General features: G+C 64.7%; 23 protein-coding genes. 10 read left to right on the forward strand and 13 right to left on the reverse strand.

Features of this window, described 5'->3' with window-relative positions:
- Position 1: 1 nt before the first annotated feature.
- Together ACX80A_RS00965 and ACX80A_RS00970 are read right to left on the reverse strand one after the other, a co-directional pair.
- Positions 2 to 1,363: an AAA family ATPase gene (locus tag ACX80A_RS00965; RefSeq protein WP_459257804.1), complete on the reverse strand. Its 1,362-nt coding sequence runs from the start codon at positions 1,361 to 1,363 to the stop codon at positions 2 to 4.
- A gap of 11 nt (positions 1,364 to 1,374) precedes the next feature.
- Positions 1,375 to 2,034, reverse strand: coding sequence for a hypothetical protein (locus ACX80A_RS00970; RefSeq protein ID WP_459257805.1), 660 nt, complete (start codon positions 2,032 to 2,034; stop codon positions 1,375 to 1,377).
- Positions 2,035 to 2,279: 245 nt separating this feature from the next.
- Here ACX80A_RS00970 and ACX80A_RS00975 point away from each other — a divergent pair, with 245 nt between their 5' ends.
- Positions 2,280 to 2,519, forward strand: a complete 240-nt coding sequence (locus tag ACX80A_RS00975) for a helix-turn-helix domain-containing protein (RefSeq protein WP_459257806.1) — start codon at positions 2,280 to 2,282, stop codon at positions 2,517 to 2,519.
- Positions 2,520 to 2,524: 5 nt separating this feature from the next.
- Here ACX80A_RS00975 and ACX80A_RS00980 read toward each other — a convergent pair whose 3' ends face one another.
- Positions 2,525 to 3,076 (reverse strand): hypothetical protein, encoded by a 552-nt coding sequence (locus tag ACX80A_RS00980; RefSeq protein ID WP_459257807.1) that lies wholly within the window; start codon positions 3,074 to 3,076, stop codon positions 2,525 to 2,527.
- Between the two features lie 150 nt (positions 3,077 to 3,226).
- Between ACX80A_RS00980 and ACX80A_RS00985 the strand changes: the two genes are divergently transcribed.
- Positions 3,227 to 3,958 (forward strand): LysM peptidoglycan-binding domain-containing protein, encoded by a 732-nt coding sequence (locus ACX80A_RS00985; RefSeq protein ID WP_459257808.1) that lies wholly within the window; start codon positions 3,227 to 3,229, stop codon positions 3,956 to 3,958.
- Between the two features lie 16 nt (positions 3,959 to 3,974).
- A complete protein-coding gene (locus ACX80A_RS00990; protein WP_459257809.1) occupies positions 3,975 to 4,412 on the forward strand; it encodes an Rv3235 family protein in 438 nt (145 codons plus the stop codon).
- Positions 4,413 to 4,415: 3 nt separating this feature from the next.
- Here the strand turns inward: ACX80A_RS00990 and secA are convergent, their stop codons facing one another.
- From secA to mtrA, 7 genes are all read right to left on the reverse strand, one after another.
- Positions 4,416 to 7,157 carry a preprotein translocase subunit SecA gene (gene secA / locus ACX80A_RS00995; protein WP_459257810.1) on the reverse strand — a complete coding sequence of 914 codons (2,742 nt, stop codon included), beginning with the start codon at positions 7,155 to 7,157 and terminating at the stop codon, positions 4,416 to 4,418.
- Between the two features lie 96 nt (positions 7,158 to 7,253).
- Positions 7,254 to 8,465 (reverse strand): winged helix-turn-helix domain-containing protein, encoded by a 1,212-nt coding sequence (locus ACX80A_RS01000; protein WP_459257812.1) that lies wholly within the window; start codon positions 8,463 to 8,465, stop codon positions 7,254 to 7,256.
- Positions 8,466 to 8,501: 36 nt separating this feature from the next.
- Positions 8,502 to 9,227 (reverse strand): ribosome hibernation-promoting factor, HPF/YfiA family, encoded by a 726-nt coding sequence (gene hpf, locus ACX80A_RS01005; RefSeq protein WP_459257813.1) that lies wholly within the window; start codon positions 9,225 to 9,227, stop codon positions 8,502 to 8,504.
- Between the two features lie 126 nt (positions 9,228 to 9,353).
- Positions 9,354 to 10,262, reverse strand: a complete 909-nt coding sequence (locus ACX80A_RS01010; protein WP_459257814.1) for a ComF family protein — start codon at positions 10,260 to 10,262, stop codon at positions 9,354 to 9,356.
- Between the two features lie 108 nt (positions 10,263 to 10,370).
- Positions 10,371 to 12,095 (reverse strand): LpqB family beta-propeller domain-containing protein, encoded by a 1,725-nt coding sequence (locus ACX80A_RS01015; RefSeq protein WP_459257815.1) that lies wholly within the window; start codon positions 12,093 to 12,095, stop codon positions 10,371 to 10,373.
- A complete protein-coding gene (gene mtrB, locus ACX80A_RS01020; RefSeq protein ID WP_459257816.1) occupies positions 12,085 to 13,794 on the reverse strand; it encodes an MtrAB system histidine kinase MtrB in 1,710 nt (569 codons plus the stop codon). The genes ACX80A_RS01015 and mtrB overlap by 11 nt, the downstream gene beginning before the upstream one ends.
- 1 nt (position 13,795) lies before the next feature.
- Positions 13,796 to 14,473 carry an MtrAB system response regulator MtrA gene (gene mtrA / locus ACX80A_RS01025; protein WP_171584106.1) on the reverse strand — a complete coding sequence of 226 codons (678 nt, stop codon included), beginning with the start codon at positions 14,471 to 14,473 and terminating at the stop codon, positions 13,796 to 13,798.
- Between the two features lie 150 nt (positions 14,474 to 14,623).
- Between mtrA and ACX80A_RS01030 the strand changes: the two genes are divergently transcribed.
- From ACX80A_RS01030 to ACX80A_RS01060, 7 genes are read left to right on the forward strand one after another with little or no spacing between them, the layout of a single operon-like run.
- Positions 14,624 to 15,946, forward strand: coding sequence for a DUF7847 domain-containing protein (locus ACX80A_RS01030; protein WP_459257818.1), 1,323 nt, complete (start codon positions 14,624 to 14,626; stop codon positions 15,944 to 15,946).
- 19 nt (positions 15,947 to 15,965) lie between these two features.
- Positions 15,966 to 16,652 carry a DUF4129 domain-containing protein gene (locus tag ACX80A_RS01035; RefSeq protein ID WP_459257819.1) on the forward strand — a complete coding sequence of 229 codons (687 nt, stop codon included), beginning with the start codon at positions 15,966 to 15,968 and terminating at the stop codon, positions 16,650 to 16,652.
- Positions 16,652 to 17,863, forward strand: a complete 1,212-nt coding sequence (locus ACX80A_RS01040; protein WP_459257821.1) for a DUF4350 domain-containing protein — start codon at positions 16,652 to 16,654, stop codon at positions 17,861 to 17,863. Before ACX80A_RS01035 ends, ACX80A_RS01040 begins: the two co-directional genes overlap by 1 nt.
- Positions 17,860 to 18,861, forward strand: coding sequence for an AAA family ATPase (locus tag ACX80A_RS01045; RefSeq protein WP_459257822.1), 1,002 nt, complete (start codon positions 17,860 to 17,862; stop codon positions 18,859 to 18,861). The genes ACX80A_RS01040 and ACX80A_RS01045 overlap by 4 nt, the downstream gene beginning before the upstream one ends.
- Positions 18,862 to 18,872: 11 nt before the next feature.
- Positions 18,873 to 20,165 (forward strand): DUF58 domain-containing protein, encoded by a 1,293-nt coding sequence (locus tag ACX80A_RS01050; RefSeq protein ID WP_459257823.1) that lies wholly within the window; start codon positions 18,873 to 18,875, stop codon positions 20,163 to 20,165.
- A complete protein-coding gene (locus ACX80A_RS01055) occupies positions 20,165 to 20,992 on the forward strand; it encodes a hypothetical protein (protein ID WP_459257825.1) in 828 nt (275 codons plus the stop codon). The genes ACX80A_RS01050 and ACX80A_RS01055 overlap by 1 nt, the downstream gene beginning before the upstream one ends.
- Position 20,993: 1 nt before the next feature.
- Entirely contained in the window at positions 20,994 to 21,665 is a 672-nt protein-coding gene (locus ACX80A_RS01060; RefSeq protein ID WP_459257826.1) for a DUF4166 domain-containing protein, read from the forward strand.
- On the opposite strand, the gene ACX80A_RS01065 is transcribed toward ACX80A_RS01060, so the two are convergent.
- The 3 genes from ACX80A_RS01065 to mnmA are packed head-to-tail and all read right to left on the reverse strand — an operon-like array spanning position 21,662 to position 24,244.
- Entirely contained in the window at positions 21,662 to 22,687 is a 1,026-nt protein-coding gene (locus tag ACX80A_RS01065) for a uroporphyrinogen decarboxylase/cobalamine-independent methonine synthase family protein (protein WP_459257827.1), read from the reverse strand. The genes ACX80A_RS01060 and ACX80A_RS01065 overlap by 4 nt on opposite strands.
- On the reverse strand, positions 22,677 to 23,051 hold the full coding sequence (locus ACX80A_RS01070; protein ID WP_459257828.1) for a chorismate mutase: 375 nt from the start codon (positions 23,049 to 23,051) through the stop codon (positions 22,677 to 22,679). Before ACX80A_RS01070 ends, ACX80A_RS01065 begins: the two co-directional genes overlap by 11 nt.
- Before the next feature lie 53 nt (positions 23,052 to 23,104).
- Positions 23,105 to 24,244 carry a tRNA 2-thiouridine(34) synthase MnmA gene (mnmA, locus tag ACX80A_RS01075; protein WP_459257829.1) on the reverse strand — a complete coding sequence of 380 codons (1,140 nt, stop codon included), beginning with the start codon at positions 24,242 to 24,244 and terminating at the stop codon, positions 23,105 to 23,107.
- Between the last annotated feature and the right edge of the window lie 3 nt (positions 24,245 to 24,247).

Consider the following 24,247-nt stretch of genomic DNA (forward strand, 5'->3'; position numbering starts at 1 on the left):
ATTAAAGGCCGCTCCCTTGCGGCCCCTTACCCATGAGCCTAACGCCGTTGCGGGAAAACTTCACTTCGTTGTGGCCTGCTCCAACGCGGCGACGGCGCAGTTGGTCAGTTGGTACACCGGCGAGTGTCGCGATGGCGGTCCGCAGCGGTGAATGGGGCGCCGTCTCCAGCAATACTGATCCTCCGAGCAGGGCCGAATCGACGGCAGTGAAGTCTGCTGGCAGGAAGCCCTCAACCGGCTGTGACGGACCAAACCGATCCCACGCTTCGCGGAGCTGACGCTCGGGCCCGCGCCCCACCGCCCCCGCCCGTACCTTATTGAGAACTACTCGGGGTGTGGCTGCTGGAACGGCCGCCTTGAGGTCGGCGAGCCCACGGATTAGGCGGGGCAGTCCGACCGCGTCGGCACCCCCTACGGCGAAGACCGTGTCAGCCACGTCAAGACAGCACAGTGTCGCAGCGTTCCGGCGCGGCGCAACGGTGTCAAAGCTCAGCTCCTCATCGGTCTCAAGGCAAAATCCGCAATCAACAATCGTCACGTCAACAAGTTGGCGGGACAGCTCAAGCACCTGGGTCAGGGCCGCTGGCCGCAGTTCGGTCCACCGGTCGGCTCGGGTAACTCCGGTCAGGACGCCCAGGCGGGACCCCCTCACGGCAACAAGGGCGATGGCGCGGTGTAATCCACCCAGGTCGAGTGAGCCCTGGTCGGCCAGTCGGCAGGCGTGTGCAAGTCCGGCCGATTCATCGAGGAGACCCAGGAACGCTGCCACGCTGGCGCCGTAGGTGTCGGCATCGATAAGCAGCACCGAGCGACCGTGGGCTGCGAGTTCGGCAGCAAGATTCACTGCCACGGTGGTCCGCCCGGGGGACCCGGCTGGCCCCCAGACCGCTGTGATCTCTCCCGTGCCAGGCGACAGCGGTCCTGCCTCGGCTGGTTGGGCTGGATTGATCTGTGCGGAGTCGAGCGCCACTGCCGGGTCAGCGTAAGCGGCCCCTCCCGCTGGAGAGTTCAATGAGATCCGTCGCCGCTCAACGGCCACTTCGACGGCAGCTTCGACGATTGACGCCAGGGTGGCCGCATCGACGTCGACCGTGGTGTGGCGAACACCGAGCGCGTCGAGACGCTGGCGGCTCTCGTCGTCGTTCGCCAGGGCCACCACTACGACGTCGGCGGCGCCCAACCGTTCAATCAGGGCGGAGGTGAGTTCGCCTGCATCGGCTGAGAGGATGGCGGCGCGGGCGAGTCCCGTCTGGCATACCGCGACCACCTCGGCGAGGTCAGCGCACCAGCGAACGACCGTAACCGGCCCCCGCAGCCTCTCCAGCCCCGTAATGCAGCCGCGGGCCGCTTGTCCACCGGTCACTACGGGAAGGTTCACGCTGGACCCCCGGGGTTGAGGACCAGGGCTATCCGCGCCTCGTTAAGCAGCGCATCCAAGAGCTCGGGCAACCGTTCGTCACCAACGAGGACGTGGACCAGGGTTGACCCGCTGCCTCCACCCAACGCCGATTCGGACACGCTGAGTTCGGAAATCTCAGCCGCCTCAAGCAGCTGAATGGGAGGCTCGAAGGCCCCGCCCTCCCCCTCAAGGGAAACCCATACATCCACCCGCGACCCGGTGGTGGTGCCGGTTGGCAGCGGGTCATCCACGGTGAGACCGATCGGTTTACGGTCCAGGGCGTCGGCAGCGCCAAGCGCTGCCCTGGGCACGAGTTCACCCTCCCGCAGCAGACTGGTCGCCACCTGATCTGCAGGAATCCCTTCATCGACCCGCAGATAGGCTGGCTGGAGGTCGCCGAGCCGGACGGCGACGATGATGAGGTCCTCAGGCGTGACCTCGCTACCGATGGGGATCTCTGCCCTCGCTGCATAGACATCGGTGGTTTGGTCGGCGTTCCCGACCAGCGCAGTCACCGCCGCAACCGAGCCCAGGACGAGCAACAGTCCCACCAGGAGACGCGGGTCCTTCCACGAGGGTTTTCTGAGTCGACCAGGCGGCTCGTCTTCCCCCGGGGTGGCAGCCAATGAACTCATGCAGCCTCCTACAGACTCCGCGGCCGCTCAGCCGTCAAGCCGTGGGTAGTTTTGACGTTGCTCTGCAAATCTCGTGTACAACAGCAATTCTCGTGTACAACAGCACCAAATGACATCCCTGCGGACCAAATGGCCCCCGACCTGTGGATAATTCGGCTAAACACCATCAGGTGATGGCAAGATTGGAGGAAATGATTCAGTAGGTGACTGGGTTCCGCGGACGGTGGAACGGAAGGCGGAAGAACGTGGCCGATAAGCGGTTTTTAACCCTCGCAGATGTCGGCGAGGTACTCAACATTTCGTCGTCGCAAACCTACGCCCTGGTCCGGTCCGGCGAGTTGCCCGCAATCCAGATTGGAGGCCGAGGGCAGTGGCGAGTGGAATCGCATGTCCTTGAGGAGTTCATTGCCCGTGCCTACGAAAAATCGGCGGCCGCGATCCGGGACGGATCCTCCGGCGCCACCCGGGAGACCAGCACTCCCTAGTATGTTCAGAACCGGGAAAGCACTGCTTCCACACCCGTGAAGGGAATCAGCACCACCCCGGCAACGTTGCCGCGCCGGCGTTGCTCTCCCAGCGGCACCGACGCTACCTCTAGAAAGTCCTTTCCGACCCGGTCAATCATGCCGTCGATGCGGGCACCCATGTCAGCCAGTTGAATGGTGAGCAGGGTGCGGTCCCTGCCGAAGGCACGAAACACTGACCCCAGCCCGAGCCGGTTTGTCACCGCCGAATGCTCTGCCGTCCTCCCCCGCCCCATCCCCTCGATGGTGCCCAGGGCGCTAGCGGGGATAAGGGCCGCTCCCGGCCCGGTTTCCAGCACCAGCCACTCCGATCCGACATGGCGCAGGCTGCCGTTGAACACTGCTCCGCTCCGAACCCGGATCCGGAGCAGGGCGCCCATCTGCCCGCGCAGACGGTCCAGCACAGTCACAGCGGCTAGCTCAAGCCGCGATTGCTCTGCGATCTGGCTCTCCACCGCCAACAGGTCAGCCGCAGCAAACTGCGCCTCAAGGTCCTCAAATAGGGCATCCCACCGCATCGCGCCAGCTTAAATGCGTACTGGTAGCCGGTCAAGCCTAGACATCAAAGAGAGTAAAGGTGTACAAATGAAGTCTAATAGCTTCAAACACATCAAATAGGCTATATCGCGTCAAACTGCACTTTACGCGATGTGCCCTCTGGAGACGCCATGGACGGCTTACGCTCAACATCGTTGCCAGTGTCAATAGCGCTGCTGGGACTTCTGCTCCTCGTGTCCGGCCAGCTCATCCTCGCCAGTGCTGGACCCCTCTCCGGCTATCGGCGGATGGAGGGCCTGCTCGGTCTAGCCGCCGCGGCAGCTGGCCTAGCCGTGGTTGGATGGTGGTTGGTGGCCCTCGCCCTGGCCTTCATCAGCGAAGTGCTCGGCCGGGCGGGCAGGCAACAAGCCGCGCGGATGACGGGACTGCTCACTCCCGCGTTCATGAAGCGGCTAGCCGCGACGGTGGTGGGACTTCTGCTCGTCAGCGGAATCCCCGCAACGCCGGCCCACGGACTCTCCAGCCATGCGCCCAACCCGGTGGCCCAGACGGCTCCCCACGCCGCCGCTGACAGGTCGAAGACGGCACCGGGTCAGGATTCTCTGACAGTCAGCCCCCTGTGGAAACCCGCCCCCGCCCCTGTCGACGGCGGACCGCTCCTCGGCCGCCCGAGCCGGACCGCCCCGAATCCTCCCGCTGATCCGGCTCCAGCGCTGGTGGTGGTGACCCCGGGCGATTCGCTGTGGACCCTTGCGGCCCATCACCTGGGGCCGTTCGCCACCGACGTCGAGATCGCGGCGGCCTGGCCTCAGTGGCACCGCGAGAACCGCGAGATTATCGGCGACGACCCGAATCTGCTGCTTCCCGGTCAGATGCTGCGAATACCTCCTCCTACCCTGTGACGCTGCAAGGAGCATCATGACCGTCCAAATTCAGCTCGCCCGCCCGGCCCATGTCGTGGATAGCCGGTCCGGGAGTCCGCCCACGGAGGAGGCAGCAACTACCGCGCAGGTGCAACGGATTGTCCGCGCGGTGGTTCAAGCGTCACTGGAAGTGCTCGGGGGGTCCCGACCTCTGCAGCAAATGGCTGACTGGTTGGACCCTTCCAGCTACGAACGGCTTCACCTTCGCGCCAACCTCACCCGCAGCCTGAACCGCGGCACATCGACCGGCACGCACCCCGACCGCCTGCTGCATCGCAACGTTTCGGTGCTTTCGGTTCGTACCTGCCGGGTGAGCGCCCAGGTGTATGAGGCCTCAGCGGTGACCTGCGAAAACCACAGAGCCCGCGCCGTCGCTCTCAGATTGGAGCGTCGCCGCGGGCACTGGAAGGTCACCGCATTGGAGATTGGCTAGGAATTACTTCTTCTTGCGTTTGGCGGCGGCTCGGGCTTCAGCCCGGGTGCTCCCATTTGCCTCGGCAGTCCTGGCGGCCGCTGCGCTGCGCTCGACCCGGGTCTCCACCTCGCCCTGCGCGTTGGGGGCTGAGAAGTTCAGGGTGGCTGGCTTCTCCGGAGCGTCCAGTCCCGCCGCCTTGATCGTGGGGCGTTGCACCAGTCCACGCCCATCGGCCACTCCAGGAAGCCCGGTCGGCGCCGGGGCGGCCACCTCGACCTCAAGGTTGAACAGGAAACCCACGCTCTCTTCCCGGATCGCCTCCATCATCGCCTGGAACAGGATAAAGCCTTCGCGCTGGTATTCGACCAGCGGGTCACGCTGGGCCATTGCCCGGAGGCCAATGCCTTCCTTGAGATAGTCCATCTCGTACAGGTGTTCCTGCCACTTACGGCCAATGACCGAGAGGACTACCCGGCGTTCCAGTTCCCGCATGGTCTGCTCACCAAGCGTCTGCTCACGGGTCTGATACGCGAGCTTGGCATCGGAAAGAATCTCGGCGTGCAGGAAATCCCTGGTGACCTTCGATGGACCACCGGCCTCCTCCAGGACTTCCTCGACGGTCAGGCTGATCGGATACAGCGTGCGGAGGTTGGTCCACAGCTGCTCGTAATCCCAGTCGTCACCATGCCCCTGTGCCGTGGTTTCATCGACCATCGCTGTCACCACGTCCTCAAGGAAGAAGCTGACCTTCTCGTGTAGGTCGCCGCCCTCAAGGATGCGGCGTCGATCACCGTAGATTGCCTCGCGCTGGCGGTTGAGGACGTCGTCATACTTCAGGACGTTCTTGCGCTGCTCGGCATTCCGACCCTCAACCTGACCCTGGGCGCTCTCGATCGCCTTGGACACGAGCTTCGATTCCAGCGCGACGTCGTCGGGCATGGTTGACGAGTTCATGATCCGTTCCGCTGCTCCCGAGTTGAAGAGCCGCATCAGGTCATCGGTCAGTGACAGGTAGAAACGGGACCGGCCTGGGTCGCCCTGCCGTCCGGAACGGCCACGGAGCTGATTGTCGATTCGGCGCGATTCGTGCCGTTCGGTTCCGAGGACATACAGTCCCCCAAGTTCCCTGACCTCATCATGTTCGGATTCCACCGAGTTCCGTGCGTCACTCAGAGCGTCAGGCCACTGGCTTTCATACTCGTCAGGGTTGTCAGCCGGGCTCAGGCCCCGCTTCCCCAGTTCGGCGATAGCATTGAATTCGGCGTTTCCGCCGAGCATGATGTCGGTGCCGCGACCCGCCATATTGGTGGCAACCGTGACAGCTCCCTTGCGCCCGGCCTGGGCAACAATGGCCGCCTCACGCGAGTGATTCTTCGCGTTGAGCACCTCGTGGCGGATGCCTGCCTTGGCCAGCTGCTTCGAGAGATACTCGCTCTTCTCCACGCTGGTGGTACCTACCAGGACCGGCTGTCCGGTTTCGTGGCGTTCAACGATGTCCTTCACCACGGCGTCGAACTTGGCAATCTCGTTCTTGTAGATCAGGTCAGACAGGTCGGCGCGCACCATGGGACGATTGGTGGGAATCGGGACCACACCGAGCTTGTACGTGGCCATGAACTCCGCAGCTTCGGTCTCGGCGGTACCCGTCATGCCGGAAAGCTTTTCGTAGAGCCTGAAGTAGTTCTGCAGGGTGACCGTGGCGAGGGTCTGGTTCTCGGCCTTGATCTCGACGGCCTCTTTCGCTTCGATGGCCTGGTGCATGCCTTCGTTGTAGCGGCGCCCGGCGAGGATACGGCCCGTGTGCTCATCGACAATCATGACCTCGCCATTGAGAACCACATAGTCCTTGTCCTTCTTGAACAGCTCCTTGGCCTTGATGGCGTTGTTCAGGAACCCGATCAGCGGGGTGTTGGCCGATTCGTAGAGGTTTTGGATGCCGAGGTAATCCTCGACCTTCTCGATGCCGTCCTCGAGTACTCCGACGGTGCGCTTCTTCTCATCGACCTCATAGTCGACGTCGATGGTGAGCTTTTTGACCACCTTGGAAAACTCTGTGTACCACCGGTTGACGTCACCGGAGGCCTGCCCCGAAATGATCAGGGGGGTCCGCGCCTCATCGATCAGGATGGAGTCCACCTCATCGACAATCGCGAAGTTGTGGCCGCGCTGCACCAGTTCGGCGGCGCTCCACGCCATGTTGTCGCGCAGGTAGTCGAACCCGAACTCGTTGTTCGTGCCGTAGGTAACATCGGCGTTGTACTGCTCACGCCGCACCGAAGGGTCCTGCTTGGAGAGGATGCAACCGCAGGTCATCCCGAGGAACCGGAAAACCCGTCCCATCAGTTCCGACTGGTACGCGGCCAGGTAATCGTTAGTGGTGACGATGTGGACGCCCTTACCGGACAGGGCATTGAGGAACGCTGGCGCCACGGCGACCAGTGTCTTGCCCTCGCCGGTCTTCATTTCGGCGATATTGCCCAGATGCAGCGCAGCACCACCCATCAGCTGTACATCAAACTGTCTCAGCTTCAGGGTGCGACTCGATGCCTCCCTGACGGCGGCGAATGCCTCGGGCAGCAGGTCATCGAGGGTCTCCCCATCGGCGAAACGCTGCTTCAGCTTGTCGGCCTCACCCCTGAGGTCGTCGTCGCTCATCTCGCGAAACTCGTCTTCGAGGACGTTGATGGCGTCAGCGTAGTTTCGGAGTTTCTTGAGTGTCTTCTTATCGCCGGTGCGGAGGACTCGTTCAAGAAGTGATGGCACTGGTATTTGCTCCCAATCTACGGTGCGCCGAAATCTGGCGTGTTCAGTCTACGGGAGAGACGTCTTGTCCTGTCTAACCAGTAGCGGTAGCTCCCACTATTGGCGGGAAACTGCCAGCTTCAGGGCTGACGCCAGATCGCCGTTTTCGTCGACGACCACTGCGTCAAGGCCCAGCCAGGACGCCATCAACCGCAGCTCGGCTGCCAGCTCGACGGAGGTATCGGCTGGTGCGTCAGGCTCGCTGTGGGTACCGCGCACCAGCAGCGTACCGGCGGCTCGGTCCGCTTTGAGGTCAACCCGCGCCACCATCGCCTCGCGCAGCAGGAATGGCAGCACGTAGTAGCCGTATCGCCGCTTCGCGGCTGGGGTATAGATCTCGATCCGATAGTCGAACCCGAAGAGAGCCGACAGTCTGCGGCGTTCAAAAACCATTGAGTCGAAGGGACTGAGCAATGCCCTTCCCTCCGCCTTCCTCGGCAGCGCCGAGGCCAGATGGCGGAAAGCGGGTCGATCCCACCCCGCGATGATGACACGCTCGAGCGTCCCGTTGGCGATGAGCGCCTCGATCGCCGTCGACGTCGGTTTGAGAGGCAGGCGGAAGTAGTCGGCGAAACATTTCACAGTCCCCACGCCCAGCGCGCGAGCCGACAGCTCGGTCAGGTGGAGTCGAGCCTCATCCGGATCCAGGGCCACTGACGCGGCCCGGGGGTCAGGCAGCACCCGCTCCGTCAGCGCATAGCGGCGCTCAAACGACGCGGTGCGTCCCGCCGCTGAAACCTGTCCCCGCTCGAACATGTCTTCAAGGACCCGTTTCACCGAATTCCAGTTCCAGCCCCAGTGGTCGGCGCTCCGCTGTTCCTCATGGCCTAACCGCTGCTGCAGTTGGGATGCGGTCAGGGGACGGCTGACGGCCAGCACCTCGTGGATCCGTGCGCGGAGCGACTCACGGAGTTCGACAGGCACCGAACTGGCACCGACCCATCGGCGCTCCTGGAGGGGGCGTAAATAGGGGAACAGGTCCGGCCTGATGAAACTGGCTTCGTGGGCCCAATACTCGACCATCCCGCGCGGCGGGGTGTTGGCCTGCCGATCAAGGTGGTCACGGTCATAGGGTCCCAGCCTGGCGAACAGCGGAAGATAGTGACTGCGGGCCAACACATTGACCGAATCAATCTGCAGCAGGTGCAGCCGGTTAAAGGTCAGGCCCACCTGCCTCGCCGTAGCGGGGCCGGTGGGCCTGACCCGGGACAGTCCCTGAGCCTTCAGCGCAATGCGCCGGGCCTGGGACAGGGTGAGGGCTGTGGTCATCCTCCGACCCTACTAGGAGTGCTCCCCCACAGCGGCCTACATCGAGGCTGCAGCTTCCCGAGCCCGGTACGCGAGGAGTTCCTCATGCGGGTCTTCGGTTCCCTCAGCGCACCGGGCGTCAAGGGTGATGACGCCGTAGGTCCACCCCTGCCTGCGGTAGGCAACCGAGGGCGCACCGGTAGCTGAGTCGACGAAAAGGTAGAAGTCGTGTCCCACCAATTCCATGTTGTCGACCGCATCCTCTAGGGCCATCGGTGTTCCGGAGAAAACCTTCCGGCGGATCAGCACCGGCGAGTCGCCTGCTGGAATGTCATTTTCGATCTCATAGTTGTCGACGACGCTGCTGGCTTCAGGTGGTGCCTCGGTGGACTGGACTTCGAGGTACAACGGGGCGGTGGTGCTGGCTGGTTCAAGATCAGCTGTGGCTTCACGGACGGCCGTAGGGGTGTGGCGTCCGTGGTGGACCTTCCGCCGGTCCCTGGAGCGGCGGAGTCTCTCCAGAAGTTTGCTGTAGGCAAGGTCGAAGGCTGCGAATTTGTCAGCCGCTGATGCTTCAGCCCGGATCACGGGGCCTTTAGCCAGCACGGTCAATTCGACGGTGAGTGCGCTGTCCGCATTGCGTGCGCTGGGCTCCTTGGTGACCTTCGCCTCAAGTCGCTGCACCTTGTCGCCAAGCTGCTCGATCTTGTCGATCTTTTCTTCGGCGTACTCCCGAAAACGGTCCGAAACTGACAGATTTCGACCACTGATCAAAAACTCCATGGTGTCCTCCAAAATCGCTTAGGTGACACAACAGCGGCCGGGGAGTCGTGCTTCCAGCCGCTGTCGACGGATATCTAATTTCGTCGAGATACCCATACCTCACGTTAGTTCACCCGCCCCAGATATTCATCCTTCGGTGGTTGTTTTTTTCCGCGAATTTCCTTCGGCGCGCGATGGCGGCTCGGTGGCAGCAACCACTGCCGCCCCTGCCACGTGCGCACCATTAAGCCGCAGGACCCGCGTCACCTCGGCGATCGTGGCCCCGGTAGTCAGCACATCGTCAACCACCAAACACACCGCACCCGGGATGCGGTACCGGGTGCGCCGCACGGTCATGGTGAACCGAACATTGGCGCGGCGCTGGGCCAGCCCCAATCCCTTCTGATGCTGCGGTCGACGACGACCGGCAAATGCCGAAGCCACTGAATGGGTTGCATCCCGATACCGCACTAACCGGGCGGGATGACAGCCAGCAGGAAGTTCACCGCGCCGTGCCAGTCCGTCAAGGAGCAGTCCGAGCGGATCGTAGCCGCGCCGGCGCACCGACGATGCCTTGGCAGGCACCGGCACCAGGAGAATCTGGGCAGTTTCACCGCGCGCCCGTAGATCTCCGACGGCCGCGTGCAGTGCCCCGGCAAGTGCAGCCTGCAGTGGCCTGCCGATAGTTGTTCGACGGTGATTTTTGTAGGCGAGGAGCAATCGTGCCAGCGCCGACCGGTAGTGGCCCGCCGCCGTTACCGGCAGCGGGTCGTCGATACCGGCGGTCGACTCCTTTGACCCGGGCCTCAGCGCTTGAGGCAATGCTGGGGCTCCTCCTTCGGCTCTCAAGGGATGGACGGTGGCCTTCCGGATTTTCCTGAGGCACTCGGGACACAGTGGGGCCGCGAAGGATCCGCACACCGCACAGTCGGTGGGAAACAGCAGTGCCCAGGAGTCCTTGACGGCGCCGGCTGCATACTGCACCTTCGGCCGTCGTCGGGCAGCGTCGAGATAACCGGTGATGCTGACCCACGACCGGGATCGGAAACCATCCATTCCGCGACTCTGCCAGTTCCCCGAGTCGCCCGGTGTGCAAGCCAGGCCTATGTGGACAATTTCAGACGGCGATCGTGGGTCGGGCGGGCCGAGTCGAGTGGCCCGGACTCAGCCGGGAAAGGCTGGATCCTGGACGCCCTCCACCGGTTCGTCCGACCAGGTCTCCCCCACCCTGTTCCTGACCCCTTCGGGTGTCGCAGCGAACACGGCGGTGGTGCCGGTGCCCGCGCTGAGATGGGTGATGCCGACAAGCGGCGACAAGGCCTTAGCTCTTCCGTCGAGGCCGAGGAACTCAGGCGTCACCTCGCCCTCCGCCGAGGTCTCAGCGACAATCACGGTGTCCTCGTTCACCCACTTCGCTGTGTTGACCGGGCCACTGGCGAAAAGTTCACGGGGGGCGCTCAGGCTCTGCGGCGTCCGGTCATTGTTACGGACAATACCGGCCAGCAGCACTCGACTGACGCCGTCCTGTTCGGTCACCACCAGCACCCGTGAACCGTCCCTGGACACCCTCAACTCCAGCACTGCGGCATCGGCAAGCCAGGGTGCTGTCACCGACACGGCGCTGTCCTGGGTGCCACCGGGAGGAACTGCCGAGACGGTGGAGGCACCACCAGCAGGAGTGCTGGCCGTCCAGATCCAATTGTTCGGGTCGAAGCTCGGTGCCGTCAGGCTCTTTCCGGTCCCGGCAAGGAGGATTTCTTCCTCCGGCCCCGTGGTGTACAGCCGGGTACGGTTCCCGTTGAGGAAGGCAAAGGCTGGCTCGTTCGGGGACATGGCAGGATTTTGGGGATCCAGGGCTGCTACCGACGGCACCGCTTCGATTGGAACGGTTTGGTCGGTCTGGTAGAGGAACAGCTCGTTCCCGGACACCACAATCTGCTCGTTGCCCACCGGCGGGTCTCCCACCGGAACGATGAGGTTCGGATGCGGAACCTCATCACCGAGGAAGACCGGTTGGCCCACCGTCATTTGCACCGAGTTGACGGTGTTCAAACCTGCCAGGTTAGCGCGTAGCTGCTGTTGCATCTGCTGACGGATCAGGTCGCTGGTGTCCTGAAGAATATTGGCTGACAGGTCAACAGTCGCCGTGCCGTTGACAATCGGCACCGACTCCACGCCGAGGGTGGTGCCTTCGGGGAAAGCGCTGCTGACTGATCCCTGCAGATAGGGTGCCGGGCCCTCGAGCATCGCCTCGACAATGTTCGCGGCAATGGCCGCCCGGTTGACAAACCACCTGACATCCGGCACCCAATGCTCGAAGGAGCTGCTGTAGAAATACAGGCTATAGGTTTCCAGCAACAGGTCAGCCTCGGTCGAGGAAATCATGATGCCATCAGGGATCGAGGTAATCCGCCACTGGCCATCAGCGTTCTGCACCAGCTCCGCGGTGAGGCTCTCGGTGGTGGTCGCTTCGGCACCAGTCCGAATTCCTTCGGCGTTGATTGTCCCCTCCACTTCGAGCTGAATCTGGAACGCCCCCTCGGTGGGCGTCGCCGAAATCTGCGGTTCGGAACTGTAGATGATGATGCGGTCTTCGGGCTGCCATTCCTCGGCGAACTCATCGGTGAGGTAGTCGCGGGCGATTTCGTAATCCCCCGCGGCCCCCGTCCCCGCGGTGACGAAGGATCGCAGCAGCGATTCGGGATCTGCATCCTGGCGGGGTCCGAGCGGATTAAAGATCAACGGATCGGAGGTGCCAGACCCCGCGTCGACGGTGATGACCCCGACCGGGCCTGAGATGGGAATCGATGAACATCCGCTCATGACGAGCAGCAACGGCAGGAGCAGCAATACCAATGACTGGCGCGCGAATCGGTGCTTAGCGGGCATCGTGGGATTCCTTAACCATCGTATTCAACTGTGGCAAAGACCCAGGCGGCTCAACCGACGACCGCTCAGGTAGTCCGCCCTTGCGGGGAGGTAGGGGCAGCGGTGACACCTTCAGCACTGACTCGCTGACCTTCGGAAGCGTCAGGCGGAAGCAGGCGCCTTTGCCGGGTGACCCCCACGCCTGCAGCCAGGCGCCGTGGAGGTGGGCGTCCTCGGTCGCGATTGACAGACCGAGTCCGCTACCGCCGGTGGTGCGCGCGCGGGCTGGGTCCGCACGCCAGAACCGGTCGAAGACCCGGGAGGCCTCAAGGGGCGTCATCCCAATGCCATAATCCCGGACGGCGACGGCGACGGCGTCCGGGTTGGAGGCGATATATATGCTCACCGGTTTCCCTTCACCGTGCTCCAAGGCGTTCACCACCAGATTCCTCAGGATTCTGTCGATCCGGCGGGGGTCCACCTCGACCAGGCATTCAGTCTCGCGCGAAATGATTGCCAGCTCAGACCCGCAGGCGTCCGCCAGCGGCTGGGCGCCGTCGATGACGTGCCGGACCACCTGGAAAATGTCGACCGACTCGGAATCGAGCACCGCCGCTCCGGCGTCGAACCTGGAAATTTCCAGAAGATCAGCGAGGAGTGCCTGGAACCGCTCCACCTGGTTATAGAGGATTTCCGCTGAGCGACGGTTGATGGGATCGAAATTAGCCCTGGCGTCATGAAGCACTTCGGCGGCCATTCGCACCGTGGTCAGCGGGGTGCGCAACTCATGGGAAACGTCTGACACGAATCGTTGCTGCATCTGCGACAGCTGAGCAAGCTGGGTGATCTGGTCCTGTAGGTTCTCGGCCATGTGGTTGAAGGACGCGCCCAGACGGGCCACCTCATCCTCGCCCTTGACGTCCATCCGTTCCTGCAACTGACCGGAGGCCAGCTTCTCGGAAACCAGTGCCGCATGGCTCACTGGTCCCACTACACTCCGGGTGACGAACCACGCAATAGCCCCGATGATCAGGAGCAACAGAATGCCGGCGATCCAAATCACCCCGTGAATGTAATCGAGGGTCGCCTGCATCGATGACAGGTCGTAAATCAGATAGAGCGCATATTCTGTCTGCGCTGGCGGCAGGGTTACCTTGGTGCCGAATGCCAGACCGGGCACCCGCTCGCCTGAATCGAAGAATGACGTGGCCGACCAATACTGGTCGTTTCCGGATCGCACGGAGTCGACCATCGCAGGTGGGATCGCGCTGGACTCCGTCAGGTTGTCACTGCCTACCGGGGCGACGTAGATTTCGGTGGTTTGATCGGGAACGATCGCCAGGATGAAACGGCGGGGTGCGTCGGCGCCCCCACCCTCAAGGCTGGGCAGCGTGTCGCCCACCAGTTGCACCGTAGAGTCACTGTCGGTTGTCGACGCGCTACTGAAGATTGCCCCCACCTCAGTCAGTCCGTTGCTGGACTCCGCCTTGAACTGTTCGAAGCGTTCCTCGTAGAGTCCACTGGCAATCTGGTTGGAAAGGAACGCGCCCACGGCTGCAAATGCCAGGGCGGTGAGCAGCAGGGTGGAGACGACTGTCCTGAATTGGAGGGAACGGCGCCATTGCCGGGCCGTACGCGACAGCACCGCCCGGAGCCACGCCCAGGCCTGCGCTGTCAGGTCGCTGAGCCTGCCCCAAAGCTTCGCTGAAGCGTGCTCCAACTTACCCCTGTCCTGCCTTGTATCCGACGCCACGGACCGTCAACACAATCTCGGGTGCTTCAGGGTCCCGCTCAATCTTTGATCGCAACCGCTGCACATGCACGTTAACGAGCCGGGTGTCTGCTGCGTGCCGGTAACCCCACACCTGTTCAAGCAATAGCTCCCGGGTGAAGACCTGCCACGGCTTGCGCGCCAGGGCCACCAGCAGGTCGAACTCCAGCGGGGTCAGCGAAATACGGTCACCTGCACGGACCACTGAATGCCCGGCCACGTCGATAGTGACCTCACCGATTCGCAGGGTCTCGGGAGCCTTCTGGTCGCCGGGACGGAGCCGTGCCCGGACGCGGGCCACCAGTTCTGCTGGTTTGAAGGGCTTGGGAACGTAATCGTCGGCCCCGGATTCAAGTCCCCGCACAATGTCGGAGGTGTCGGACTTGGCCGTCAACATCACGATGGGAAGATCGGACTCGTTGCGGATCTGCCGACACACCTCAATCCCGTCAATACCGGGCAGCATCAGGTCGAGTAGCACCAGATCGGGTTTGGAACTCCTGAATATCTCCAGCGCCTGGGACCCGTCGGCGCAGAACACGGGATCGAATCCGTCGTTGCGCAATACGATGCCGATCATCTCGGCCAGTGCTTCGTCGTCGTCTACGACCAGAATGCGTGCCTTCATATCTCCATAGTCTCCTATTGCTGCCGCAATGTTGTACCGGAGCCCGCGTTCCGCGCGCCCCACCGCGGGCAAGTTCCCCGAAAACCCTCCCGGTAACTATAGTTCTAGGAGACGGGTTCACGAGTGGAACGAAGGTTCCGGGGGGACAGGATGACCAACAATCCGCACGAAGATGAACCGGCCGATCGGTCGCGAGACAACGAGCCCGGCCAACACGGCCAACCACCCCCCGATCAGGCGCCTCCCATTCAGCCACCCTCCGATCGGGCACCCCAATGGGGCCAGCAACACCCCCCGGGACACAATCCCCAGTGGGGCCAGCAGACACAGTGGGGCCAGGCGCAACCCGCGGGAGCGGTACCCCAGTGGGGGGCGCAGCCCGGCTGGCAGAGTGTCCCGCACGGGCAGTTCCGCGGCTACCAGGCTCCGCCCAAGCCGGGCATCATTCCGCTAAGGCCCTTGGGGCTTGGCGAGATTCTCGACGGCGCATTCCAGGCCTGCCGGAAGAACCCGCTGGCAACATTCGGCACGGCAATCCTCTTCCAGGTGCTGATTTCGGTTTTGACCCTGCTCCTGACCGTCGGTCTGGTCGGCTCGATTGTGCAGCTTGACCCGGACAACCCCTCATTGGACCAGGTCACTGGACTTGCCGCCTCGGCAATTTCCATCGGTACAGCGATTGTGGTGCTCAGCAGCGTAGGTGTCCTTGTCCTCCAAGGGGTGCTGGTCATCCCGATCGCCCGCGCGGTGCTGAACGAGCGCACCGGTTTTACGCAGCTGTGGAGGCTGGCCGTCCGACGGATTCTGCCGTTACTGGGGCTGGGATTCCTCCTGTTGCTCATGATTGTCGCCGGCCTCGCCATTCTGGTGTTGATCGCTGTGCTACTCGCGACGGTGCTCGGTCAGGATTCGATCTGGCTCATCGTGGTGGGGTTCCTCGCCTTGCTGGCCCTGATCATCTGGCTCAGCATCAAATTTGTCCTTGCTCCGGCGGTGCTCATGCTTGAAGGCGCCGGACCGCTCACCTCCCTGCGCCGGTCGTGGACCCTCACCACCCGCAACTGGTGGCGGACCTTCGGGATAATCATCCTGACCAGCATCATCGTGTCGATCATCACCTCCGTGATTTCCACCCCGCTGAGCCTGCTCGCCACCCAGTTCGTGTCCTTCAGCGACTCCCCGGCAGCCCTGGGCGAGGAGCTGATGGAATCCCTCCCCATCCTTATTGTCGCCCAGCTGATTACCGCGGTCTTCGGTGCCATCGGCTATGCGTTCCAGGCCGGGGTTACTGCCCTGTTGTATGTCGACCTGCGGATTCGGCGCGAAGGATTCGACGTTGTCCTTCTGCGCGAACACGAGGAAGCACACACCGGTCGGTTCACTTCCATCCCAGGCCAGTCAGCCAATCCCGACGGGCAGCATTTTGGGCACCGTCCCGGCGATCCCTCCGCCCCGCCAGCAAACGGAACCTGAGCCGGGTGCCGCCCCTGCCATGCTGATCCGGTCAATCCCCTCCGCCGTGCCGTTGGCCAACCCCAGCGCCGTAGTGCCCGACGACGACGAAGCTCGCCGATGGCTCCTCGACGAACTCGCTAAAGGGCAGTACCAGGCGGCCGAGCCCAACTTACTCGAGCGCATCGCCACAGCCATCCTCGAATGGCTTGGGTCGGTCTTCGCCGGGCTCCGGCCCCTTGAGGCCGGGCCGGGCACCCTGGTGCTGGCCCTTGGTGCGGCGGTAGTGGTCGCGGTGGCGGTGTGGCTGATTAGGCCCCGCCTGAACGCCCGGCGGACCGTGCCGACCGCGGGAGTGTTCGCCGGAACGACAACACGCACCGCTAGCGAGCATCGGCAAATCGCTACCGTTGCGGCGGGATCGGGCGAGTGGGACGTTGCTTTTACCGAACGGTTACGGGCGGTCATCCGGTCCGCCGAGGAGCGGGGAATCATCGACCGCCAGCCTGGCCGGACGGCCGGAGAGACGGGGGTTCAGCTCAGGGCGGCCTTCGGCCCGGCGGGTGACGGTACAGCGTGGCTGGCCGAAAGGTTCAACGAGGTGCACTACGGCAACCGCTCCGCCGACCAATCCGACTACCAACGGGCCACCGCCATCGACGATGTGCTTTCGGGCGCCCGCCCCGTGCTGCATCAGTCGCCGCCGGATCTGGCGGTACCCCGCTGATGGCCTCCCCGGCGACCCAGACCATCGGCACCCAGGACAGCGCTGAGGTTATTGGCGACGGCGGAACCGCCGGTCAGACCGCCGCGACCAGCCTGCGCCGCGCCGCGCCCTGGTTGATCCTCGGGATCCTGTTGGTCGCTGTGGTGCTGGTGGGGTTTTTCGGCCGATCAGGGCAGGACGGCGGCGCACTCTCGCCGATCAACCCTGCGCCGGCGGGTGCCATGGCCCTCGCCGAGGTCCTTCAGGAGCGGGGCGTAGAGGTGATCCGGTCGGAATCCCTGGAGGCAGCCGCGGCGGCGACATCGGCAGGCGCAACCCTGCTGCTGCACGACCCCGATTCGTGGCTCGACACCGATCAGCTGAGATCCTTGAACGGGTTGGCCGACCGGTTGGTGCTGATCGAACCGGACACGCTGATGCTGGGCGCACTGGCACCGGACATCCGACAGGCAGGATTGATTCCCGATGCCGAGGACGGGCCACTACCCGCTGCCTGCCAGGTTGCGGATGCTGTAGCCGCCGGAAGTATCACCGCCGGCGGGCTCGCCTACCGCGCAGCCGACAGCTGTTTCCCGCCGACCACCGGCCAGGGTGGTCCGCCGTCGGGCTCGTATGCAGCAACCGCCGATCAGGCGATCGTGGCGCTGGGGAACGGGAGCATCCTCACCAACGAGACCATCGGGAAGGACGGGAACGCCGCCCTGGCCCTGCGCACCCTCGGCAGCAGTCCGGTCCTGGTCTGGTATCAACCGACCGCAGCCGATCTTTCCCTCAGCGACACACCGATTGACCCGCTCACGCTGCTTCCCGAGTGGGTGAACCCGGTCATGCTGTGGCTCCTCGGAACCGCGGTGCTGGCAGTGCTGTGGCGGGGACGCCGACTGGGTGCCCTCGTGGAGGAACCGCTCCCCGTGGTGGTTCGCGCTGCCGAGACCGCCGAGGGACGGGCCCGGCTTTACCAGGATTCAGCGTCGATCGGCCGGGCGGCCGCTAATCTCCGCTCCGCCTCGCTCCTCCGGATTGCGGCCCGGCTTCGCCTCCCGGCCACCAGCTCGGTGACCGAGGTAGTGGACGCCGCGGCACGGCACACCAACCGGTCCGCCGCTGATTTGGACCGGCTCCTGCGCACCGACGCACCCACCTCCGACTCCCACCTCGTGCGGTGGAGCCAGGACCTTGACGCCCTAGAGAAAGAGATCGACGCGAGATGAGCCACCAGTTCCCGACTCACCAGGACTCACCGGTATCAGCTGACGGCCCCGGCCCCGAACGCCAGGCCCTCCTGAACGTTCGTTCGGAGGTGGCCAAGGTGATCGTCGGGCAGGACGCAGCGGTGACCGGAATGCTGATTGCCCTACTTGCGAAGGGGCATGTGCTGCTGGAGGGTGTTCCTGGAGTGGCGAAAACGTTGCTGGTGCGCACCCTCTCCGCTGCCCTGAGCCTCGACACCAAGCGCATCCAGTTCACCCCGGATCTGATGCCAGGCGATGTCACCGGATCCCTCATCTATGAGGCCCAGAGGTCCGAGTTCACCTTCAGGGAGGGCCCGGTGTTCACGAACATCCTGTTGGCTGATGAGATCAACCGGACACCGCCCAAGACCCAGGCGTCCCTGTTGGAGGCGATGGAGGAACGGCAGGTATCGGTCGACGGCGTGTCTCGCGCCCTTCCTGAGCCGTTCATTGTCGCCGCTACCCAGAATCCCGTCGAGTATGAGGGGACCTATCCCCTGCCGGAGGCTCAGCTGGACCGGTTCCTCCTGAAACTCACCCTGTCGGTGCCGGACCGTGACGACGAAATCGAGGTAATCCGCCGGCACAGCACCGGGTTCGACCCTCGAAACCTCGCTGCCGCGGGGGTCCGCCCGGTGGCCTCGGCACAAGACCTGGCCGACGCCCGCCGCGCGGTGGCGTCGGTAGCGATTGCGCCCGAGGTTATCGCCTACATTGTCGATGTGGTGCGCGCCACCCGCGCCGCGCCGTCTTTCCAGCTGGGGGTTTCCCCGCGCGGCGCCACCGCGCTGCTGAACACTGCGCGGGCGTGGGCCTGGCTCTCCGGGCGCACCTTCGTCACGCCCGACGATGTGAAGGCCCTCTCCCTCCCAGCGCTGCGTCACCGGGTTGCGATGCGTCCCGAAGCCCAGATGGATGGCATCGAAGTAGATGACGTCCTGCTGGGTATCCTCGCCACCGTCCCCGTCCCCCGCTAAGGCCCGCCTGCATGACCATCACCGGCCGATTCGTGCTCGCGGCGTTCCTTGGAACACTTCCCGTGGCGCTGTATCCCGGCGCGGTCTCCATCATGATCTGGGCGGCCGCGCTGGTGACCGCCGCCGGACTGGACCTCGCCCTCGCCGCCTCTCCCCGCACAGCAGGCCTGCGCCGGGCCCTGCCCGACAGCGTCCGGCTCACCGAAACCTGCACCAGCACGCTGACCGTCCGGAACTACTCCCGACGCCGCCTACGCGCCGACGTCCGTGAAGCGTGGCAGCCTTCCGCTGGGGCGGTCGACGCCGTGCAGCACGTCTCAGTTCCGGCAGGGGAATCCCGGCAACTCGTGATTACGCTGCACCCCGAACGGCGTGGGCACCTCCGCGTCGAACACGTGACGATTCGCAGTTTCGGCCCCCTCGGGCTGGCAGCACGACAGGTCAGCATCCCGACGCCGGGCCTGCTCCGTGTGCTCCCCCCATTCCATTCCAAACGACACCTGCCCTCCAAACTTCGCCGGCTGCGCGAGCTCGACGGTCGGGCCGCCGTGCAGATCCGCGGCGCCGGCACCGAGTTCGATTCACTGCGCGACTATGTGAGGGGCGACGACGTCCGCTCCATCGACTGGCGCGCCACGGCCCGCCGCCGCGACACGGTGGTGCGAACCTGGCGCCCCGAACGCGACCGGCGGGTGGTCATTGTCATGGACACCTCACGCACCTCGGCCGCCCGCATCGACGACGAACCCCGGCTGGACACCAGCATGGAAGCCGCCCTGCTACTCGCCGTCCTCGCGCAGCGCGGGGGTGATCGAGTGGATTTCCTGGCCTTCGACCGACGTCCACGCGCCCGGGTCGACTCCGCGGCGAGGGGAAACCTGCTGAACTCTCTCGTCAAGGCTATGGCGCCGTTGGACCCCGAACTGATCGAGGCCGACTGGTCGCAGGTACCCGGTCAGGTGCGCTCCATTTCGTCCCACCGTTCGCTGGTCGTGTTGTTGACATCACTGGATTCCGGATCTGTAGAGGAGGGTCTGCTACCGGTTCTCGCCGGGCTGACCTCCCAGCACGTGGTGGTGGTGGCCTCGGTCAGCGATCCGCGGCTGGAAGAGATGCGCGGCGAGCGCCAGTCGGCGGCCGATGTATACCGGGCGGCGGCGGCCGAACGGGCGCTGCTCGACCGGGCGGCAGTCACGGCGCAGCTCCGGCAGTTCGGGGCCGAAGTGGTGGACGCCACCCCCCATGAGCTGCCGCCCCTGCTGGCCGACATGTATATCCGGCTCAAAGCGGCAGGACGACTCTGATGCTGCCGGCGACCGGAGTGGATTACACCCGGACGGCGCACCGCCTGCCCTGGACTGCGCTGCCCGCTGCGGTCCGCCGCCGCTTCGCCACAGTGCTAGGCGCACCAGTGGAATCCGCTGCACCGGCCGGCGGCGGCTTCACCAACGGTTTCGCAGCGGTCCTCGCCGGCGCAGGTCGGTCCCAGTTCGCAAAGGCGGCACCCTCCACCGACAGCCAAATCTTTGCTGCCTATGTGAGGGAGGCGGAGGTTCTGTCGGCGCTCCCCGCGGGCCTTCCTGCCGGCCTGTCCGGCAGGTCCATGGTTGACGAGTTTTTCGGCGACCGGGCCGTCACCGACGTTTTCGGGCAGTTCGCCCTAAACGGCGGGCCTCCCGCCTACCTGCCCCGGCTGACGACGGCGCACCTGGCTGACCTTCGGGAGCTGGGGTCACTCGGCCGGGAAGCCCTCGCCGGTGACTCGGTCCTGCACAATGACCTCCGCGCCGATAACATCATCATCCGCGTAGCCAGCTCCACTCCAGCCCGGGCCCTCTTCTGCGACTGGAACTTCCTGTCCACCGGTCCCGCCTGGGCGGACTGGGTGGCATTATTGGTGTATCCACGCCACGCCGGAATCGACGTCGCCCCCTGGCTAACGAAGTCACCGCTGAGCTCTGCAGCCAACCCCGACCACATCGACGCGTGGCTGGCGGTGCTGGCCGCCTACATGATCGGCAGCGGAGCACGCCCGGAGCTGGCCACCAGTCCCCACCTACGCACCCACCAAAGATTTACTGCACGAATCCTGATCGACTGGCTTAGTGAACGACGAAAGTGGGACCTCTAACATGCAGTCCATCTACCAGCGCGCCCTGGGCGCCGACTTCACCCGGCTGCAACCCGAGCTGCAGGACTACTTCAGCCTCCACGCTGGCGCTGGCAAAGCCGGGGTGGGTAGCGGCACCTTCGATGTGGCAGGCTGCCCCGCCTGGTTCATCCGCCCGTTCTTCACGTTGGCTGCCACCGAGAACTCGTTTTTCCCCGAGTACGGAACGAACGTCCCGTTCTCCATCACCAACTATCCGCACACCGACCCGTTCGGCCGCGCCTCCCTCACCGCACGTAGGATCCTGCAGTTCGCCAAGACCGAGCGCGTCTTTGAGGACACCACTTCCGAGGAGCAGGGGCGGCTCCTCGACTATGTGGGCGCGCACCGGCTGACACTGACGGACCTCACCTGCTCGGTGACACCCGCCGGCCGGATGCGGATGATCTCGACCCGGACCCGCGTCTTCGCTGGCCCCGTGCGCCTTCCGGTGCCCGACGTCGTCGGCGCTCAGGCCTACATGGAGCAGTGGTGGGATGATGCTGCCGGCCGGTTCCGGATCCAGACCAGGGTGATCCACCGGCAGCTCGGGACCCTGCTGGTGTACGCCGGAGCGTTTGACTATCACCTCGTCGACTTCGACGGCGTGCTGCCTGCCGGGGCCACGCCGCTGCACTGGGAGAAGCGCAGCTAGGCGCTGGCCATCTCCTGGTTCAAGGCGTCGGCCGCCTGCGTCAGCCGGCGCAGGACGCTGGCCGCCGCCGAGGGGGACACATCGCCCAGCCCGGTATCCGGGGTCAGCCGCACTTGAGCCAACCTGTTCAAGGGTAGGCCAAGCATCCGCCATGGCGTCAGCACGGCACCCGCCAGCGTCGACACCCCGGGAACTGCGCCCGGCCTTGGCACGATACCCGCCCACAGTTCGCCACCCGCTTCAAGATGCCCGGCCAACTGCTCCCACTGCGCCATGGACAAGCCCGCGACAGGCAGCGCAGCGGCGGTGAGGGTACTGTTGGCAAGTACGTCCAGCGGAGCGCGGTCGGCGGGGAAGGACACCGCGACTGTTCCAGCCCCGACGTCGCGCACTGCTGCGGCGACACTGTCCCAAGCGTCGGCTGCTTCCTGATCCGCCACGGCGCGCAGGGTCCGGTAACCGCTCGCTGTCGGTACGCCGCCCGCCAGGATGTCGGCAATCTCCGGCTCGTCCAACTGGACCTGCACCAGGGCGCCCGGTGCAACTGTGCCGATCCTGGTGATGAGCTCGGCTGCCCCTAGCGTCAGGGAGTCCCTGATTTCACGGCGTGCCCCCACATCGAGCAAAGCCCGTTCACCGCTGTGGAGGTGCAGGTTGGCTGCGAGCGAGAGCGGACCCCGTAGGTGGATTTTCAGCGCCGGGGCTGGAACGGATTCCGTGCCGATCAGGTCACCGAGCACGTTCAGGTCAGTCGACAGCGCCGACGCCGCCCGACGGTGGTCCTTGCCCGGCCGGTCGACCAGGCGCCAGCCGTGCGGCTGCAGGTCGACTGGCAGTTCCACCAGGATGGCGGCGGTGCGCCCGACGGCGTCGCTGCCCACGCCGCGGTGCGGCAGCGAGACCAGGTGGGGCAGATGGGGGTCTCCGAGTTCGCCGCGCACCACCCGCGCTGCCTCCAGCGGGTCCGTTCCTGGCCAGTCCCCCAGCCCGGTTGCGGTGACCTGGCCGGAGCTAGGCTCCACCGGTGTCCCCGGGTGTCCGCCGATTTTCGGACAGGGCCTGGTGATGGCGGATCACCTCGGAAATGATGAAATTCAGAAACTTTTCGGCGAAGGCGGGGTCAAGGTTCGCTTCCTCGGCCAACGCCCGGAGCCGGGTGATCTGGGCCGCCTCGCGATCCGGGTCCCCAGCCGGCAACTGGTGCTCAGCTTTCAGCACTCCCACCCGCTGCGTGGCCTTGAATCGCTCGGCCAGGAGATAGACGAGGGTCGCATCGATATTGTCGATACTGCTCCGCACTGATAACAGTTCGGCCATCACCCCGGGCTGTACCTGCCCGGCGAGTGAGCTTGCCGCCGGGTTGTAGCCGCTGCTCGATTCAGTCATGCACCAAGTCAAACACCAGTTGCCGACCGTCTACTAATCCGGCGTCGACATATTCAGTGTGCCGGTTGGAGTTCGGGGCGTTCCAGCGAGCGAGCCGAGTCGAGGGTTGCCTGACCGAGTACCCGGGTCCCCTGGTACAGGACTACCGTCTGGCCGGGTGCCACGCCTCGCATCGGCTCGGTCAACCGGACCACGAGTTCCGCCTGTCCGGCGCCGTCGTCCTCCATCCAGGCCACAGCGTCCACCGGATCGCCGTGGGCGCGTACCTGCGCCATGCAGTCGAACTGCACGCCGTTGACGACGGCGTCGATCGGCACCCCGGCCCACGACACCTTGATGCCGCGGAGCTGATCCACGGCCAGCATGCGTTCCGGACCGACCACCACGGTGTTCTCCTTCGGCCGGATCTCCAGCACGAAGCGGGGCTTGCCGTCGTCGGCGGGGGTGCCCAGTTTCAGGCCGCGGCGCTGCCCCACGGTGAAGGCATTGGCGCCGGGGTGCGTGCCGACCTGCTCGCCATTGGTGTCGACGATCGCGCCGTCGGTCATCTCGATCCGCTCGGCCAGCCACCCCCGGGTGTCGCCGTCGGGAATGAAACAGATGTCGTGGCTGTCGGGCTTGTTCGCCACCGACAGGCCACGGCGTTCAGCCTCGGCCCGGACCTCGGCCTTCGAGGGGGTTTCCGCCAGGGGGAACATTGAATGCTTCAGCTGCTCGTGGGTGAGGACGCCGAGCACATAGGACTGATCCTTGGCCCAGTCGGCCGCCCGATGCAGTTCACGGTTGCCGTCGCTGTCCTCGATAACCTTCGCGTAGTGGCCGGTGCAGACGGCGTCGAAGCCCAGCGCCAGTGCCTTCTCCAGCAGCGCCGCAAACTTGATCCGCTCGTTGCAGCGCATACAGGGGTTGGGGGTGCGGCCGGCGGCGTACTCCGCGATGAAATCGTCAACCACGTCCTCCTTGAACCGCTCGGAGAAATCCCACACGTAATAGGGGATGCCCAGAATGTCGCAGGCGCGCCAGGCGTCCCGCGAATCCTCAATGGTGCAACACCCCCTACTGCCGGTCCGCAGGGTCCCCGGCATGCGGGAGAGGGCAAGGTGGACGCCGACGACGTCGTGCCCCGCCTCAACTGCACGTGCTGCGGCAACGGCGGAGTCCACTCCACCGCTCATGGCTGCGAGTACCTTCATGAA

This window comes from Arthrobacter sp. TMN-50 (assembly GCF_054511125.1).